Genomic DNA, 15,536 nt, shown 5'->3' on the forward strand with positions numbered 1-15,536 from the left:
GCCCCACACCCAAGAGACCGAGGAAGGCGGAGTCGATGCTCGTACCGATCCCGCGGTTCGCGCGCCGGCGTGAGCGGGTGCACGACCGATGGCGTGAGCGCCGGCAGGACCGAGCGCCCGGGCGGTGGCGGATCGCGGTGGTCGCGGCGTCGGCTCTCGGCCTGACCGCCGCCTCGGTGGCGTTCGGAGCCGTCGGCGACACGCCGCGCCCGGACCGGGCCGCGTCCCCGCTCGCACCGGACGTGCCCGTCGAGCGGCTGGCGGCCCGCGATCTCGCGCGGGGCATCGACACCCTGCACCGGCACCTCAAGGCCCGGCCCGGGGACGCCACCGCGTGGGCGACGCTGGGTGCGGCGTACGTCGAGCAGGCACGGACGAGCGGTGATCCCACCCGGTACCCGCAAGCCGACCGGGCGTTCGCGCGTTCGCTGAAGCTGCGTCCCGCCGACGGGAACGACGCGGCACTCGCCGGGCAGGCCGCCCTGGCGGCGGCCCGCCACGACTTCGGCAGCGCACTGCGTCAGGCGGACCGGGCGCTGCGGGTGAACCCGTACAGCGAACGCGCTCTGTGCAGCCGGGTCGACGCGCTCGTCGAACTCGGCCGCTACGACGAGGCGCTGCGCGCGGTGGAGCTCGCCGACCAGCGCCGCCCCGGTATCCCGGTCTTCACGCGGTACGCGTACGTCCTGGAGCTGCACGGCGACGTGAGGGGGGCGCGCCGCCTGCTGCTGCGCGCGCTCGACTCGGCGTTCAGCCCGGCCGACACGGCCTACGTGGCCACGGCCCTCGGCCAACTCGCCTGGAGCCGGGGCGACTCCCGGCAGGCCCTGACGCACTTCGCGACCGCGCTGCGTGCCGATCCCGGCTACGTACCGGCGCTGGAGGGCAGAGGGCATGCCCATGCTGCGCTGGGGGAGACACGGCGCGCGGTGAGCGATCTCGAAGCCGCCGTACGGCGCTACCCGCTGCCGGGCCGGCTCGCCGCCCTCGCCGGACTGTACGAGGCGGACGGCCGGCGTGGACGGGCCGAGGAGCAGTACGCGCTCATCCGCACCTGGAACCGGCTCGCCCGCGCGAACGGCGTCGCCACCGACCTGGAGTCCGCTCTCGTCGAGGCCGACCACGGCGACCCCGCACAGGCACTGAAGTCAGCGCGCGCGGAGTGGGCCCGCCGCCGGACCGTCCACACGGCGGACGCGCTCGCCTGGGCACTCCACGCCAACGGCAAGGACCGGGAGGCGCTGACCTACGCGCAGAAGGCGACGGCGGAGTCACCCGGTTACCGAAACGCTTCCTTCCTCTTCCACCGGGGCATGATCGAGCGCGCACTCGGCGACGACCGCGCCGCGCGCCGCGATCTGCGCGCCGCACTCGCCCTGAACCCGGGCTTCTCCCTCCCGGACGCGCGCAAGGCGGCTTCCGCCCTCTCCTCTCTCACCTCGCCGTCCTCTCCGACGTCTTCGCCTTCTTCTCCCAAGGGGGACTCTTGACTCGTCGCACCACCGCGTGCGCTCTCGCCACGCTCGTGACGGGCGCGGCCCTGGCACTGCTGCCCGCGCCGGCGGCGCAGGCACACCCCTTGGGGAACTTCACGGTCAACCAGTACGACGGCCTCGTCATCGCCCCCGGCACGCTGCGTGTCGACCACGTGGAGGACCTGGCGGAGATTCCGGCGTCGCAGGAGCGCAACCGCATCGACGCCGACGGCGATGCGCGTCTGGCACCTGCCGAACTGGCCTCATGGGCCCGGAGCCGGTGCGATGCGGCTGCCGGACGGGCCCGGCTGACGGTCGGGGACGGCGCTCCCGTCGTCCCCGTCGTCTCCGCCGGTACGGCGAAGGCCCGGGTCGCGCCCGGGCAGGCGGGGCTGGTGACGCTGCGCGTCACCTGCGAGCTGACGGCCCCGCTGCCACGCGACGAACCGATGCGGCTCTCGTACCGCCCGGCGGACGTGTCCACCGGTGCGGGATGGCGGGAGATCACCGCGCGCGGCGACCGTATGACGCTCGCGGAGGCCGACGTGCCCGGCGGGTCCTCCTCCCGGCGACTGACCGCGTATCCCGACGACCTCCTGTCCTCGCCGCCCGATTCCACCTCGGCCGCCCTCTCCGTCCGCCCCGGCGGGCCCGCGCTGGCCGGCGGCGAGGAGGGGAGCGGCTCCCCGGTGGCGGGTGTGCTGCCGCGCGGGGCCGACCGCTGGGCGCAGGCGCTGACCTCGCTGGTGGCCCGGCACGAACTGACCCTGGGCTTCGCGGCCCTCGCACTCGGCGCGGCGCTGGTGCTGGGGGCCGGGCACGCAATGGCACCGGGACACGGCAAGACCATGATGGCGGCTGCCGCCGCGGCCGGCGGGCGCAGTTCACTGCGCGACATGCTGGCCCTGGGGGCCTCGGTGACCCTCACCCACACACTGGGCGTCTTCGCCCTCGGAGCCTTGATCACGGCGGGCTCGGCCGCCGCCCCCACGGTGGTGGCGTGGCTGGGCGTCATCAGCGGCAGCCTGGTCGCCCTGGCGGGTGCGCTGCTGCTGCGCAGGGCGTGGCGCCGGCGGCACCGCCCCGGAGGGCACAGCCACGGCCACGAACACCCGCTCCCGCACCAGCACACCAGGGACACCGGTCGCCGGTACGACGAGGAACGGGTGCCCGCCCTCATGGGTGCGTCCGCCACCGGGCGCGGCGAGGACGGGCCGGCGGGATCCCGGTCAGCCACGGCAGGGGGCGGACACCTCGACGGCCACGACCACGCTCACGACGACGGGGCACACAGTCACGGCCACGAGCATGAGCACGGGCACGAGCACACCCCTCACTCCCACGACCACCCCCACCACCGCCCCGACAGCCACGAGCACCCCGATGACCACACCCACACCCATGCCACCCACTCCCATGCCCACGCGGATGACCATGACCATGAAGATGTGCATGGCCATGTGCATGGCCATCATCATGGCCGTGCGCACACCCACACCCACACGCCTCCCGCGCCCGGTCTGCGCGGCCTGATCCTCCTGGGCCTGGCCGGCGGACTCGTCCCGAGCCCGTCCGCCGTCGTGGTCCTGATCGGTGCCGCCGCCCTCGGCGAGGCGTGGTTCGGCTTCCTGCTGGTACTGGCGTACGGAGCGGGGCTGGCGCTCACCCTCGCGGCCGCGGGCTTCACGGTGGTGCGGCTCCGGGACACCACGGTCCGTCGGCTGGCGCGGCGGCGGCAGGGGCGGGTGCTGTCGCTGGTCCACCGGATGGCCCCGCTGGTCACGGCCTCCGCCGTCCTGGCCATCGGGTGCGGGTTGGTGGTGAGGGCGGCGGCGACCGCCCTGGCATGACTCAGCCCCAGCTCCGGGCGTAGCGGCGGCGGTAGCTCCGCCGCCGCCTCACCGACCGGATCGGGCAGGCGGCCAGCAGCAGGAGCAGACTCACCGCGACGACCAGCAGCCCGGGCGTGAGGGTCCGCAGGCCGGCGATGCCGCCGGGCACCTCCGCGAACCCGCCCGAGCCGCCCTGGCCCGGTGCGGTGGCCCCCGCGGCATACGGCGGTGACACGGCGCCGGTTGCCGTGAGCCGCACACCGAGGGCCGCCATCGCGGTGGTGACCGGCTGGAAGTACGTGGTCCCGCCGGCGGTGCAGTCGCCGTTGCCGCCCGAGGTGAGGCCGAGGGCCAGGCCGTCGGCGAACAACGGCCCCCCGCTGTCGCCCCGTTCCGCGCACACCGTCGTCTCTATGAGGCCGGTCACCGTGCCCTCGCGGTAGTTCACCGTGGCGTTCAACGCGGTCACGCGGCCGGAGCGGACCCCCGTCGTGCTGCCGCTGCGGAAGACCTCCTGGCCGACGACCGGGTCGGCAGCCGCCCCGATGCCGGCCTCCCTGCCGGGGCCCACGCCCACGACACTGCGCGCACCGGACGCGTCGCCGTTCTCGTACGCGACGAGGGAGAAGTCACTGCCGGGGAACGCACTGGCCGTGGTGGTGCCGATGCGCGCGCTGCCCTGCGCGTCGGCGAACCAGGTCGTTCCCCGCGGGCCGCAGTGCCCCGCCGTCAGGACGAAGTTCTGCCGGCCGTCGGTCACGTTGAAGCCCGCGGAACAGCGTCCGTTGCCGGCGAAGAGGGGATCGGCGCCGCTGAGCCTGGTGGAGAAGGCGCCCTTGGTCCGCTGCATCTGCACGAAACCGCCGATCCCCTCGGCCAGGTGCGACATGCGCGACCAGTCCGCGGCGGAGACGGTGCTGTCGGCACGCACCACGACCCGGTTGGAGGCGTAGTCCATCACCCACGCCGTTCCGGGTACGCGCGGAGCGTCGCTCAGCGTCTCGGTGGCGGCGCGGAGGCGGCGCATGCTGTGCCGTACCACCTTGGCGCGCGCCCCCGCCCGCTCCACCTCCGCCGCGGCCTCCGCGTCGGTCACCGCGACCACCGGCCGCCCGTCGGCCCCGATCCACGTGCCCGCGGTACGGGAGGGTCCGAGCCGGGCGACGAGTCGCGCACCGGATTCCGCAGGCCGGACGGCCCGGTCCCCGCTCCCGCCCGGGACGGGGGATTCGCCGGCCATGGCGCTGTTCACCATCAGCCCGCCGCAGAGCATCCCCCCGACGGCTGTCAGACCCGCGATCCGTCGCAGTGTGCGGCGTGTGTGCCTCATCCCTCTCCCCTCGGGGTGGCCGGCTCGGACACGGCGGCACCGACGTCCGCTGCTGCGCAGCCGGTGCTCTCCTGCGATACGTGTCCCCGCGCCGCCGTGTTCACGAGGGGAGGGCGGCCAGGGCCGACGCCACGGCTCACGGCACTTGCTCCGGCGCTGCCGGGCAGGCGGGAGTTCGCGGACACGACCTAGACTCGTGCGATGGACACCATGACGTGCGGTCAGTGCGGCCGGGCCGGTTTGGAGCCCGGGTTCATCGAGGACACGGGCGAGCACTCGCGCGGCTATTCCCGCTGGATCGCCGGTCCTCTCGAACGCGGTCTGTTCGGTGGAGCCAAGCGGATGGGACGGCCCCGGTGGCAGATCGATGCCTTCCGCTGCCCCGACTGCGGCCACTTGGAGCTGTTCGCGCGGCAGCCGTCCTGACCGGGTCGGCACCGTGGTGCGCCGCTGCCGCTGCCGCGACGATCCGGGGAGAGAGCGCGACGGCGCCCCGGTCCCTGAGACCGGGGCGCCGCTCGTTCGTGCCGCGTCCGTCCCGCGGCCGGAGCCGGCACGTGGGCCGGCCGCGTGAGGCGGGGTATCAGCCGCCGAGCCTGCTGCGCAGCAGCTGCTTGCCGAGCTCCGCGCCCTTGCGGCTGTCGGCCTGTGCCTTGCGGAAGAGTTCGGCGACCTCCGTGTCGTTCTCACGCTGGGCGTCCTGAATGTACGTCTCCAGCCGCAGCGCGTTGCTCAGGCATGCCTCGACGTACCAGATCAGGTTGTAGTCCTTGTCCTTGGTCCCGGTGGCTCCGCCTGTTTCCGTGTTGCTCATGAGGCCCGTCCTCGAATGTGGGGGAGTGGTGGGTACGTGTCTGCGGCCGGCCTGGCTGCCCGGGCGATGCACCGCTCCGCTCAGCCCCTGCCACCGTAGCCACGTTGTGCGCGCGTACGGGATCACTGCACCGGACCGAGAACGCCGTTCACACCAACGGCGGTGCCCCTGCCACCGCGGGCCCTGCCGTCAGGCGGGTGTGCAGCGTTCCTCCTCCCGCAGCTCACCGCCCTGATGCCCCCACAGCACCACGGAGGGGCCGTGTACGTCGTCCGAGAGGTTGAGGATCCGCATCGCGTCCTTCGTCGCCGTGTGGAGGCCCTGGTGATCGCGGACCCAGTACGTGTCCTGGGCGTCCGCGAACCGCACCCGTACGGGCACGAGGGTGGCGTCGTCGCGCAGCCCTTCTTTGCGGAGCATCCCCCCGAGCAGGCCGGGCTTGAACGTCCGGGCCAGATCCTTGCCGACGGTGGCCCGGCTGCAGGGCGGCAGGACCTCGAAGTACAACGACCACGTGGCCCGGCCCCTGCCGGAGGGGCCGCTCGCCGGCCCCATGGCGAACTCCGCGCTCACCGCGTAGAGCGGTCGCGTGGAGGCGTTGCTGATGACGGCGACGCCCTTGTTGTCGTCCCAGAACCCGACCGCCGCTGCCTGCTGCCGGGCCTCCTCCTGCTGCGCCTGCCGGGACTGCTCCAACTGGTCCTGCGCCAGCTGCACGTCGAAGAAGGTCATGATGCCCGTGCCCACGAGTGCCACCACGGCGACGATCGCGGTGATGAGCGCCGCCTTCCCGGCCGTGTCGCGCTTCTCCCGCGCCGTGGCCTTGCCTTCCGCCCCACCCGTGCCGGTGCTGTCGCTCACCGTCCCCCACCCCCCTGATTGCTGCCGGTATTCCCCGGTCCGGCGCGTTCAGTCGCACGGGGCCCGGTCTTCCCCGCCCCGCGCGGCAGGTCACGCCGGCACGAAGGTGACCCGGAACATGCGGGGCCAGAACTTGCCGGTGAGCAGGAAGCTGTCCGTCCCCGGCACGGCGGCGATGCCGTTGAGCGCACGGGCCGTGCGGCGCTGGGACGGCGTCAGCAGCCCGGTGGCGTCGATGCGCGCGGTCACCGCGCCCGTGCGCGGCTGGATGCGCACGAGGGTGTCCGTCCCGAGCACGTTGGCGTAGACGAAGCCGTCGGGGGCGCATTCCAGCTCGTTGAGTTCCGTCACGGGCCTGCCGTCCTGACGTACGTCGACACCGCCCGTCACGTCGAAGGTGTCGGGGTCACGGAAGGTGAGCCGGGCGGAGCCGTCACTCATCACCAGCTGTCCCCGCCCGGCCGTGCACCGGCAGCACAGGCCCCAGCCCTCGCCCCGGTAGGTGACCCGGCGACGTTCCGCCAGCGTGTCGGGGTCGCGCTCGATGGCGATGCCGTTGCGCCAGGTGAGCTGCCAGAGTCTGCCGCCGGCCAGGGTGATGCCCTCCCCGAAGAGGGGTGCCGGGAGCTCGGCCCGGACGGTGGGCGGCTCACCCGCGGGCCCGGCACGCAGGGAGGAGCGGCCGACCAGGCCGGTGCTCTCGTACAGGGTGCTGCCGCGGAACTCCAGGCCCTGCGTGAACGCGTCCGGATCATGCGGCAGGGATCCCCGCACCTCTGCCCGCAGCAGCGGGACGCGGCTCGGTCCGGTGGGGGCGGCCGGGGGCCGTACGGCACCGTCACGGCGGGCCGGGCCGCACCCGCCGACCGTACCGGCCAGCAGCGCCCCGGCCAGTACGGCCGCCGCGACCACCCGCGGGCGGTTGCCGACGGCGCGGGCCTTCGGGACGCCCGGGCGCGGGCACCGCGGCAGCGGGGGTGCCGAGCGGACTGCGGCTGGTGTTCCTGTGCGCACGCCAGTCCATCCCTCCTGGCGCTCCTGACTCGTCGCACGAGAGTATCGGCGGAGTGGGACGGACCGGCCCGCCGGCGCCGCGGCACACGGGCGAACCCTCCGCCGGCTGCCCGCCCGTGGAGGTGGCCGCGACGAACAGGTCCGCCTTCATCACCAGAACGACGGGGCGTCGGCGACTCCGCGCGCCGCGGAGGACACCGCCGCGCGGCAGGCGCGGGCCGCGTCCCCGAAGACGGCAGCCGGAGCGGGAGGGGAGGCGTTGCTGGCCTCGGCCGCGTGCACACGACGGATGCGGGGTGGTGGGGGTTCGATGAAGGCCGCGGACGAGCCGTTTCTGATGGTCGTCGAGGACGTCTTCGTACGGAACCGGGGCAGGGTGGTCCTGGCCTGCGGACGGATCGAACGCGGGCGGGTACGCACAGGCGACGAGGTGGAGATCGTCGGCCTCGCGGGCGGACCGGTCACCCGGATCGCCGGAATCGACCGGTGCCGACCGCACGCCGGGGAGGTGATCGCCGGCACGCACGCAGGGTTGCTGCTGCCGGGTAGCGCCACGGGAGCGATCGAGCGGGGGCAGGTCCTCGCCACTCCGGGTTCGATCGGAGCACACGCCGTCTTCGCCGCGGACATCGCCGTGCTGCCGGAGCATCAGGGCGGTGCGGAGGTGCTCACCGGGGACGGTCTCCACTTCCACGTGGGCGCCGGTGCGGTACGGGGGATCGTGGTTCTTCCCGATGGCGTGGAGGTGCTGCGGCCGTCGCACCTGGCCGCGGTGACGGTCAGGCTCGAACGTCCCGTCGCCCTGGAGACCGGCTGGACCTTCGCCTTCCGCCACCACGGCCGCGCCGCCGGCTCGGGGGCCGTGACCCGGCTCCTGTCCTGAACGTCGCAGCACCGACGCCTGGAGAACAGGGGTTCTCCGTACGGCCGCCGGGGCCGGCCGCCGCGTCAGACGACCGCGCCGACCTCCTGGACGGAGGCGTCGAGGAGGATGCGTGCCATCTCCTCGGGGTGAGTGAGCTGCGGATAATGCCCGGCGCCGGGGACGACGACGTGTCGCATCCCGGTGGGGCGCAGGGGGTCGGATGCGCCGGCCACCAGGGTGACGGGTACGGCGAGCTCGGCCAGCCGCCGCCGCAGTGCGTCGTCGCGGCGGCGGGTCGTGCGCAGGGCCGCCGCGGTGCGCCGGGCGGTGCCCGGGCGGTGCAGATTCGCCACCGCGCTGTCCACGGCCGGGCCGGCGGGCAGGCCGAGGAGGAAGGCCAGCCGGTCCGCCGACACCCGGCGCAGGGCAGCCGCGGTGACGCGGCCCTGCCCGGCGCGGCGTGGTGCGTCCCGGAGGAACGGCGGTGCGATCAGGACGAGTCCGCTGATCCGGTCCGGGTGGCGCAGGGCGTAGCGCACGGCGGGTCCGCAGGCGAGGGAGTGCGCGGTGAGCAGCGGTCGGCTCGTCACCGGCTCCAGCAGTTCCGCGAGCCAGTCCTGCCAGGCGGTGCCGGTCGGGCCGGAGCGGCCGAGGCCGGGGAGGTCGGCGGCGAGCGTACGGCTCCCGAGCAGCCCGCTCACCGGAGCCCAGGAGTCGGCGTCCAGCGGCAGCCCGTGCAGCAGCACGTGTGCGGGCGCTTCCCGGTCGCCGACGACCCAGGTGCGGCTGCCCGCGACTGCGTGGAAGCCGTGCGGCAGTTCCGGTGCGGCGGTCCTCCCGAACCGTGTGGCGACGAGGTGGTCGGCCCAGGCGCTCAGCGCCTCCCCGACCGGCGGCACCGCGATCCCGTGGGAGCGGGCGAAGGCGTGCGCCGGACCCGTGGGGTAGCGGTCGGTGGACAGGAAGGAGAACGTCTCCGGGTCGGCGCCCGTCAGTGCGCGGGGCAGTCGCCGCAGCAGCGCCACGGGGATGCGGAGGCGGGGCGCGCGGACGCCGGTGTGGCGGGCGATGTGTCCCAGCAGCTCCGGCAGGTGGGGCGTGGTGTCGTCGAGGATCCAGTAGTGGCGGCCGGAGGCTTCGGGGTCCTCGGGCAGTGCGGCGAGGAACCGCGTGAAGTGTTCGAGCGTGACGACCGGCAGGAAGGTGCCGGAGCCGCCGGGCACGGCCGGGAGGCGTCCGTGCCACAGGTCGTCCGCGATCGAGGCCAGCCCGATGTACTGGCCGGGGCCTATGACGGACGCCGGGTTGGCGACGGTGAGGGGGACCGCCAGTTCGGCGGCGCGCCGGCACACCGCGGTGTGGCCCTCCTCCTTGGATGCCTCGTAGGCGCCCAGCCGGTCGTGGTCGGCGTCACCGGTCGAACGGCCCACGCGGTACCCACTGAGGTGCACCAGGCGGCGCGGAGCCTGCCGCGTCGCGGTCCATTCGACGGCATGAACCGCTCCGGTGACGTTCACGGCCCGCGCCTCGGCGCGGTCGAGCCCGAAGGCGTAGCGGGCCGCGCAGTTGTAGACGTCCCGTACGGCGGGAAGGGCGTCCGGTGCGAGGCCGAGCCCGGGGCGCGTGATGTCGGCGGTGACGACGCTCAGGGTGCCGGTGCCGACGCCCGCGCGCGCCAGCCACGAGGTCAGGGGCTCGGCCGGGCCGCGGACTGCGGCGGCCACCTGCCGTCCCCGGCGGAGGAGTTCGGCGACCAGTGCGCGACCGATGAAGCCGGAGGCACCGAGGACGAGCGTGTCTGCGGATGAGGTGGACACATCTTCCCGCTTTCAGTAGACCGATCTACATATTTTCTTGCGAGGTGGAAGCTCCCGAAGCTCCCGGCAGGGAGCGGGTGGGGTCAGACGAGCAGGGCGAGCGCCCGGGCGGCCCGGTGGAGCGGCTCGCGGCTCCGGTGGGCCCTCGCCAGTACCAACGCGCCCTCGATCAGGGCCAGAACGGCCGTGGCGGCGGACTGCGGTGAGGAGTGGCCGTCGGATGCGAGGAGGTCGGCGAGGGCCTCCTCCCAGGATGCGTACACCTCGGAACAGGCTTTCTGCAGCGCGGTGTTGCCGGCTGCCATCTCCAGGGCGACGGTCGCCACGGGGCACCCCTGGCGCCAGTCGGACTGCTCCAGCCGGGTGCCGAGGACGTCCAGGAGTGCGGCGAGCATCTCCGTGGTGCCGCCGTCGCGGGAAGCCTCCTCCGCGCCGGCGAGAAGGGCGGAGATCTCCTCGCCGCCCCGGCGGACGGCCTCCTCGATCAACTGGTCCTTGCCGCCGGGGAAATGGAAGTAGAGCGACCCCTTGGGTGCCCCGCTCGCGGCCACGATCTGGTTCAGCCCGGCGTTGAAGTACCCGCCGGTCTCGATGAGGCGCTGCGTGGCGTCCAGGAGTTTTCCGCGGGTTTCCTCGCCCTTCTGTCCCATGGCCAGAAAAATAGACCGCTCGTCATATTATTGCAAGCGCATCAGTGGCGTGGCCGCGAGCCGTGCCGGGTGCACCGGCCCGCTCGGGCATCCGATCGCCCTCCTGCCTGGGCACCCGGCGGCAAGCGGCGGTACTACGACCACAGGTCGTCACTGCTGTTGGCCCCGGACGGGGCGCGCCTGCTCGTGGCGTGGGTGCCGTGCCAGTCGAGGCACATGACCGTCGCGTCGTCCTGGAGGTTGCCACGGCACGCTTCGTACACCTCGCTGACGAAGGCGCGGACGGCTTCGCGGGGATGCAGGGTCCGGGTGTCCCGCACGAGGGCGTGCAGATCGACGGTCGCGGCGGCGCGGTCCTGCATGCCGTCGGTGAGCATGATCAGCCGGTCACCCGGGCGGAGTTGCATCTGCTGTACCCGGTAGGCGGTGGGCGAGGGGACGCCGAAGGGCAGGTTGACGGAGAGTCTCGTCTCCTCCACCTTCCCGTCGCGCAGGAGCAGGGGCCATGGGTGCCCGGCGTTCACGAGCCGGGCGCGTCCGTCCTGCAGGCCGATGCGCAGCAGTTGGCCGGTCGCCGTGCCCCGGCCGTGTTCGAGCAGGGCCCGGTGCGCGCGGCGTGCTTGTTCCGCGATGTCGCATCCGGCCCGCCGGGCGCCGCGGAGCGCCCCCATCAGCAGGGTGGCCAGCAGGGCGGAATCGGTGTCGTGGCCCATGGCGTCGGTGATGGACAGGTGCAGGGTGTCGCGGTCGAGGGCGTAGTCGTACGTGTCGCCGCCGATGTCGTCGGCCGGCACCAGGCCGCCCGCCACGGTGAACTGGGCGGCTTCACAACACGGGGCCGAGGGCAGGAGCTGGTGCTGGATCTCCGCCGCGAGGCTCGTCGGCGTGGTGCGGCGGCCGACGTGGTAGAGGTCGGTGAAGCGGCGGTCGGTGACGATGATGTACGCCAAGGCGTGTGCGGCTTCGCCTACTTGCCGCAGCACCGCCTCATCGGTGCGGGGGAGGGTCATCTCGAGCAGGCCGACGCAGTCCCCCCGGTTGGTCACCGGTGCGATGACGCGCCGGCCGCCCTCCCCGTCCGGCTCCTGGTGCAGCACCTGCGTCTCCAGGACCCGGTCGTACACACTGCCCCGCAATCCGATGCGCTCCCCGCTGCGGCCGCTGGCGGGCCCGTCCGCCGTGGTCAGGCGGATGAGTTCGTGGCCGACCAGGTCGGCGAAGAGGAAGGACACGCACGCCGCTCCGAAGCGCTTCTGCAGGCTCACCGCGACGACGTCGACCGATTCCACGGGTGAGGCGTTCTCCGCCTCGGCCAGCACTTCGCCCAGATCCAACGCATCCCTGCCCACGGCAGCCTCCTTCGGTTGCCGCTTCTTGTTCCCCGGGATGGCTGCGGGAATGACCAAGAGTTGCGTCGCGGCGACTGTGGGAAGTGTCATTCCGGTGGTGCGGCGCGGGGGCTCCGGTGCGGGCCGGTGCTCGTCGGCATGCCGGTTCGATCATGCCCTGGATCGGGTGTCGTCACGCTGGGCGGCCATTCCGGCCGGCCGGATGGCGACTCGCTGTGCCGACGGTGTGGCTGTCGGTGAATCGTCCCGTGGTGGGGATGGCCGACCTCACGCACGGGAACACTGTTGGAGGAACATGCGATCGTCTATCGTCATTTTTCCTGATAGGTGCCGCCCTTCATAGGGGGTGCGACCGCCCGGCCATCGAACCCGGAACGCCATGCTGAGTCACCGAACCGTCCCCGCCGCGCTCGCCGCCGCCGTCATCGTCGCGCTGGCCGGCTGCTCGACCGGGGCCGACGCGGCGAGTGGCGACGGCATGTCCACGGCCGCCCCCGTCACCGCCTCCTCCGCGCACGCCGCGGGCATCCCGGCCGCCCCGGCACCGGGCGGCGCCACGATTCCGGCGGCCGCGTCCTTCACCGCTGCCGCCACCTCAGCCGCGCCGTCGCCCGAGCCCCCGCCTCCGCCCCCGAAGGACGACGCACGCACCCTCACCGCCGTCCTCGCCATACCCGGGATAGGCCTGGAGGACCTCCGCGTCGTCCCGTACGAGGGCACCACCGACGACTGGCCCGGCACGCGGATCCAGAACAAGGGGCATGCTGCCAGCCCGTACGGAGCCAAGGGCGGCGTCGGCCCGGGCGAGATCGGCAACTACCTGGTGACGGCGCACCGGCTCTCCGCGGGCGGGCCGCTGCGCGACCTCCCGTCCCTGGGCATCGGCGACTCCGTCTTCGTCACGGCCGGCGGTACGGTGCACGAGTACCGCATCACCGAGACCAGGAAGACCTCCTTCCGGTCGGAGCGCTCCCTGGCCGAGCAGCGGGCCGCGGTCCCCGGCGAGCCGGGGAAGAAGCCCACGAAGGCGATGATCACGGTCTCCACGTGCGCGACGCCCGAGGACAACGCCGTCGGCAACTTCTGGCGCGACGACCGCGGCAACCCCGAGCACCGCATCGACAAGATCGGCGTCCTGGTCTCCTCCAAGCCCGCGGCCGAGGCGCCCGGCACCTCTTAGGCCCGCGGGCGCGCGTGCGTGCGGGTGACGGTGCCGTGCTCCCGCCATGACCAGGTCAGGACAACCAACGTGGCGGGTAGCCTGCCCCGCGGGCGCGGGAACCGGTTCCCGCCTCGTGGTGAACCCTACGGAGGACGATGCGAGTCACGTACGACGCCGAGGCGAACATGGCGTACATATACCTCGTCGACAGGATCGACCCGGGCGAAGCCGTCCAGCAGGTGGTGGCGGGGGACGACGCCACAGCGGTGCTCGATCTCGACGCACAGGGGCGGCTGCTGGGTGTCGAAGTGCCCGACGCCGCAAGCCGCTTGCACCCCGACATCCTGGACGCCGCCGAGCGGATCGGTTGAGGCACGGCCGCTCGCGGGCGCGTCCGACGTGACCGCCGCTGCCGGTCCGTTGCCGGTCCCGTGGTGCGGGCGGTCTGCCGGCGTGCTGTGCGCGGGCTGCCAGCGGTCCGCCGGAGGCTGAGGGCGTCATGTTCGGCGCTCACCCGGAGGCATGGGTCCATGCCGGCTTTCCCCCAGCACTCCTCACCGCGTCCCGGCGCCCGGTCACACCGCTTGCGGGCCGTGCCCGTGGCCCTGCTGTCGGTGGCACTCCTGGCCGGCACGGCGGGCGCGGCGCCCACGCCGCTGCTCCGGTGGCTCGGCACTCGCCCGCGGCCGTAGCCACCGAGCGGCAGCGGCACGACGATCTGGAGCGGCTCGCCCGGGAGTTGGTGGATGTCGGGGCACCAGGAGTGATCGTGCGGGCGGCGACGGCCGCGACCGGCCCGTCGAGATCGTGCGGCAGGCGCCGTGGGCCGCCCGCGAGCAACGACTCGCGGCGGACGACGAGTTCCGGATGGGCTCGAACACCAGGACCATGATGGCAGTGCTCGCCCTGCAACTCGTCGCCGAAGGCGAACTGTCGCTGGCCGACCCGGTGGAGAAGTGGGTGCCCGGCGTCGTGCCCGGGGGCAAGGCGATCACCCTGCGGATGCTGCTCAACCACACGAGCGGCCTGTTCGACTACACCCAGGACCGGCGTGCTCCCCTCGATCCTCGGCAGGACGACAGGCGCTGGACCTCGCGCGAGCTCCTCGCCGTCGGGGTGCGCCACGAACCGCTCTCCCGCCGGGCACCACGTGGTCGTACAGCAACACCGATTACGCGGCCGTCGGCGCCGTTCTGGAAAGCGTCACCGGCACGTCCCTCGCCGCGCTCGTCCGCGACCGGATCGCCCGCCCGCTGGGGCTGGAGCACACCTACTACGCCACCGGCCCCGGTGGCGCGGCCGGTACGCGCACGGGTACGAGCCGGACGCCGCGCGCATGCCGGACGCGGTGCCCGAGCAGTTCCGCCCGGTTCTCCTCGGCCCTCCTGTCCGGCGCACTGCTGCCCGCAGCGCAGACGGCGGAGCTGCGCAGCACCGTACCCATGGATCCCGAACAGCCGCAGGACGGACCGGGAGCCGGTCTGGGGATCGAGACCGGTGACACCCCGTGCGGCACCGTCTGGGCGCACGACGGGGGCATGACCGGCTACTCCATCACCAGTTACTCCGACGGTGCGGGCCGCCGCTCCGCCGTCGTCCTCGTCCCCACGGAGTTCCTCTTCGAGTTCGGGGCAACCCCGGAGGTGGGCGGCCGCCACCCCGGGCCCCGGATCGCTGCCGAAGGTGTCCGCGAGCCGCTGGTGGAGGCGGTAGCCGGCCGGCCCGAGGGCGAGCAGCGCGGGATCCGCCAGCATCCCCCGCAGCCGGGACACCAGCGACTGCAAGGCGTTCGCCGGATCCGCCGGAGGCGTGTCGCCCCACAGGTCCTCGACCAGCGCCCCCGGCCGTACGGCCCGCCCGGCATCCAGCGCAAGCCGTGCCAGCAGCGCCCGCAACCGCGTGCCGCCCACCGCCGACGGGCCCGCCCCGGCGTCGAGTTCCACGGTTCCGAGCAGTCCGACACGCATGCGCCCACTGTCGCAGCCCCTCCGCACCGGCCGGGCGCGCAGGCGGGCGGCCGGTGCCGGCCTGCCACTCCCGCCGCCCGCCCTCACCGTCGCCCGCGCGGGGTCAGGAAGGCGGCAGGATGCCCTCTTCCCGGGCTACATGGGCGCAGGCCATGGCCGCGGCCGTCATACCGAGCCGGTCGAGTACCTCGATCGACTCCAGCAGGATCCGGGTGTCGGCGTCGGCCATGGCGTTGCCGCAGCGGTCGCGCTCGGCCAGGTCCTCGGCGGCCGTGGCGGTCCGCAGCCCTGTCACCCGGGCGGCCAGCGCCTCGCGCGAAGCCTCCAACGCGACGATGCCGCGCACCGCCCGGACGATCTCCTCATCGGTCATGTCGTTCATGCCCTCCCAGACGGTGCG

Annotated in this window: 14 protein-coding genes and 2 pseudogenes; 7 read left to right on the plus strand and 9 right to left on the minus strand. The window is 73.7% G+C overall.

Going from position 1 to position 15,536, the window contains the following annotated elements:
• Positions 1–35: 35 nt before the first annotated feature.
• Together ACIA79_RS21170 and ACIA79_RS21175 are read left to right on the plus strand one after the other, a co-directional pair.
• Positions 36–1,490, plus strand: coding sequence for a tetratricopeptide repeat protein (locus tag ACIA79_RS21170; protein WP_399429880.1), 1,455 nt, complete (start codon positions 36–38; stop codon positions 1,488–1,490).
• The gene (locus ACIA79_RS21175) at positions 1,487–3,325 is read left to right on the plus strand and encodes a nickel transporter (protein ID WP_399429881.1); all 1,839 of its coding nucleotides are present in this window, start codon (positions 1,487–1,489) and stop codon (positions 3,323–3,325) included. Before ACIA79_RS21170 ends, ACIA79_RS21175 begins: the two co-directional genes overlap by 4 nt.
• Before the next feature lies 1 nt (position 3,326).
• On the opposite strand, the gene ACIA79_RS21180 is transcribed toward ACIA79_RS21175, so the two are convergent.
• Positions 3,327–4,637: a S1 family peptidase gene (locus tag ACIA79_RS21180; protein ID WP_399429882.1), complete on the minus strand. Its 1,311-nt coding sequence runs from the start codon at positions 4,635–4,637 to the stop codon at positions 3,327–3,329.
• A gap of 201 nt (positions 4,638–4,838) precedes the next feature.
• On the opposite strand from ACIA79_RS21180, the gene ACIA79_RS21185 reads away from it, so the two are divergent.
• On the plus strand, positions 4,839–5,063 hold the full coding sequence (locus ACIA79_RS21185) for a hypothetical protein (protein WP_399429883.1): 225 nt from the start codon (positions 4,839–4,841) through the stop codon (positions 5,061–5,063).
• A gap of 157 nt (positions 5,064–5,220) precedes the next feature.
• Here the strand turns inward: ACIA79_RS21185 and ACIA79_RS21190 are convergent, their stop codons facing one another.
• The 3 genes from ACIA79_RS21190 to ACIA79_RS21200 all read right to left on the minus strand — a co-directional run bounded on the left by ACIA79_RS21190 (position 5,221) and on the right by ACIA79_RS21200 (position 7,326).
• Positions 5,221–5,451 (minus strand): hypothetical protein, encoded by a 231-nt coding sequence (locus ACIA79_RS21190; RefSeq protein WP_399429884.1) that lies wholly within the window; start codon positions 5,449–5,451, stop codon positions 5,221–5,223.
• A 189-nt stretch (positions 5,452–5,640) separates the two neighbouring features.
• Positions 5,641–6,312, minus strand: a complete 672-nt coding sequence (locus ACIA79_RS21195) for a hypothetical protein (protein WP_399429885.1) — start codon at positions 6,310–6,312, stop codon at positions 5,641–5,643.
• Between the two features lie 90 nt (positions 6,313–6,402).
• Positions 6,403–7,326, minus strand: a complete 924-nt coding sequence (locus ACIA79_RS21200; protein ID WP_399429886.1) for a glutaminyl-peptide cyclotransferase — start codon at positions 7,324–7,326, stop codon at positions 6,403–6,405.
• Between the two features lie 310 nt (positions 7,327–7,636).
• Here ACIA79_RS21200 and ACIA79_RS21205 point away from each other — a divergent pair, with 310 nt between their 5' ends.
• Positions 7,637–8,209 (plus strand): EF-Tu/IF-2/RF-3 family GTPase, encoded by a 573-nt coding sequence (locus ACIA79_RS21205; RefSeq protein ID WP_399429887.1) that lies wholly within the window; start codon positions 7,637–7,639, stop codon positions 8,207–8,209.
• 65 nt (positions 8,210–8,274) lie between these two features.
• Here the strand turns inward: ACIA79_RS21205 and ACIA79_RS21210 are convergent, their stop codons facing one another.
• The 3 genes from ACIA79_RS21210 to ACIA79_RS21220 form a co-directional block, all read right to left on the minus strand.
• A complete protein-coding gene (locus ACIA79_RS21210) occupies positions 8,275–10,008 on the minus strand; it encodes an alpha/beta fold hydrolase (protein WP_399429888.1) in 1,734 nt (577 codons plus the stop codon).
• Positions 10,009–10,091: 83 nt separating this feature from the next.
• Positions 10,092–10,658, minus strand: a complete 567-nt coding sequence (locus tag ACIA79_RS21215; protein ID WP_399429889.1) for a TetR/AcrR family transcriptional regulator — start codon at positions 10,656–10,658, stop codon at positions 10,092–10,094.
• Between the two features lie 134 nt (positions 10,659–10,792).
• Positions 10,793–12,007 carry a PP2C family protein-serine/threonine phosphatase gene (locus ACIA79_RS21220; protein WP_399429890.1) on the minus strand — a complete coding sequence of 405 codons (1,215 nt, stop codon included), beginning with the start codon at positions 12,005–12,007 and terminating at the stop codon, positions 10,793–10,795.
• A gap of 379 nt (positions 12,008–12,386) precedes the next feature.
• Here ACIA79_RS21220 and ACIA79_RS21225 point away from each other — a divergent pair, with 379 nt between their 5' ends.
• The 3 genes and pseudogenes from ACIA79_RS21225 to ACIA79_RS21235 all read left to right on the plus strand — a co-directional run.
• Positions 12,387–13,187: a class E sortase gene (locus ACIA79_RS21225; protein ID WP_399429891.1), complete on the plus strand. Its 801-nt coding sequence runs from the start codon at positions 12,387–12,389 to the stop codon at positions 13,185–13,187.
• A 137-nt stretch (positions 13,188–13,324) separates the two neighbouring features.
• Positions 13,325–13,540: a DUF2283 domain-containing protein gene (locus ACIA79_RS21230; protein ID WP_399429892.1), complete on the plus strand. Its 216-nt coding sequence runs from the start codon at positions 13,325–13,327 to the stop codon at positions 13,538–13,540.
• A 520-nt stretch (positions 13,541–14,060) separates the two neighbouring features.
• Positions 14,061–14,668, plus strand: a pseudogene (locus ACIA79_RS21235) (serine hydrolase domain-containing protein); the annotation flags it as partial.
• 219 nt (positions 14,669–14,887) lie between these two features.
• Here the strand turns inward: ACIA79_RS21235 and ACIA79_RS21240 are convergent.
• Together ACIA79_RS21240 and ACIA79_RS21245 are read right to left on the minus strand one after the other, a co-directional pair.
• Positions 14,888–15,136, minus strand: a pseudogene (locus tag ACIA79_RS21240) (winged helix-turn-helix domain-containing protein); the annotation flags it as partial.
• Between the two features lie 103 nt (positions 15,137–15,239).
• On the minus strand, positions 15,240–15,518 hold the full coding sequence (locus ACIA79_RS21245; protein ID WP_399429893.1) for a hypothetical protein: 279 nt from the start codon (positions 15,516–15,518) through the stop codon (positions 15,240–15,242).
• Between the last annotated feature and the right edge of the window lie 18 nt (positions 15,519–15,536).

This window comes from Streptomyces sp. NPDC051310 (genome assembly GCF_044455245.1).
Lineage (GTDB): Bacteria > Actinomycetota > Actinomycetes > Streptomycetales > Streptomycetaceae > Streptomyces.

Coding starts and splice junctions, on each gene's coding strand:
- ACIA79_RS21245 (WP_399429893.1), bottom strand. CDS start 15,518: ATGAACGACATGACCGATGAGGAGATCGTCCGGGCGGTGCGCGGCATC.
- ACIA79_RS21180 (WP_399429882.1), bottom strand. CDS start 4,637: ATGAGGCACACACGCCGCACACTGCGACGGATCGCGGGTCTGACAGCC.
- ACIA79_RS21205 (WP_399429887.1), top strand. CDS start 7,637: ATGAAGGCCGCGGACGAGCCGTTTCTGATGGTCGTCGAGGACGTCTTC.
- ACIA79_RS21215 (WP_399429889.1), bottom strand. CDS start 10,658: ATGGGACAGAAGGGCGAGGAAACCCGCGGAAAACTCCTGGACGCCACG.
- ACIA79_RS21230 (WP_399429892.1), top strand. CDS start 13,325: ATGCGAGTCACGTACGACGCCGAGGCGAACATGGCGTACATATACCTC.
- ACIA79_RS21225 (WP_399429891.1), top strand. CDS start 12,387: ATGCTGAGTCACCGAACCGTCCCCGCCGCGCTCGCCGCCGCCGTCATC.
- ACIA79_RS21170 (WP_399429880.1), top strand. CDS start 36: ATGCTCGTACCGATCCCGCGGTTCGCGCGCCGGCGTGAGCGGGTGCAC.
- ACIA79_RS21190 (WP_399429884.1), bottom strand. CDS start 5,451: ATGAGCAACACGGAAACAGGCGGAGCCACCGGGACCAAGGACAAGGAC.
- ACIA79_RS21185 (WP_399429883.1), top strand. CDS start 4,839: ATGGACACCATGACGTGCGGTCAGTGCGGCCGGGCCGGTTTGGAGCCC.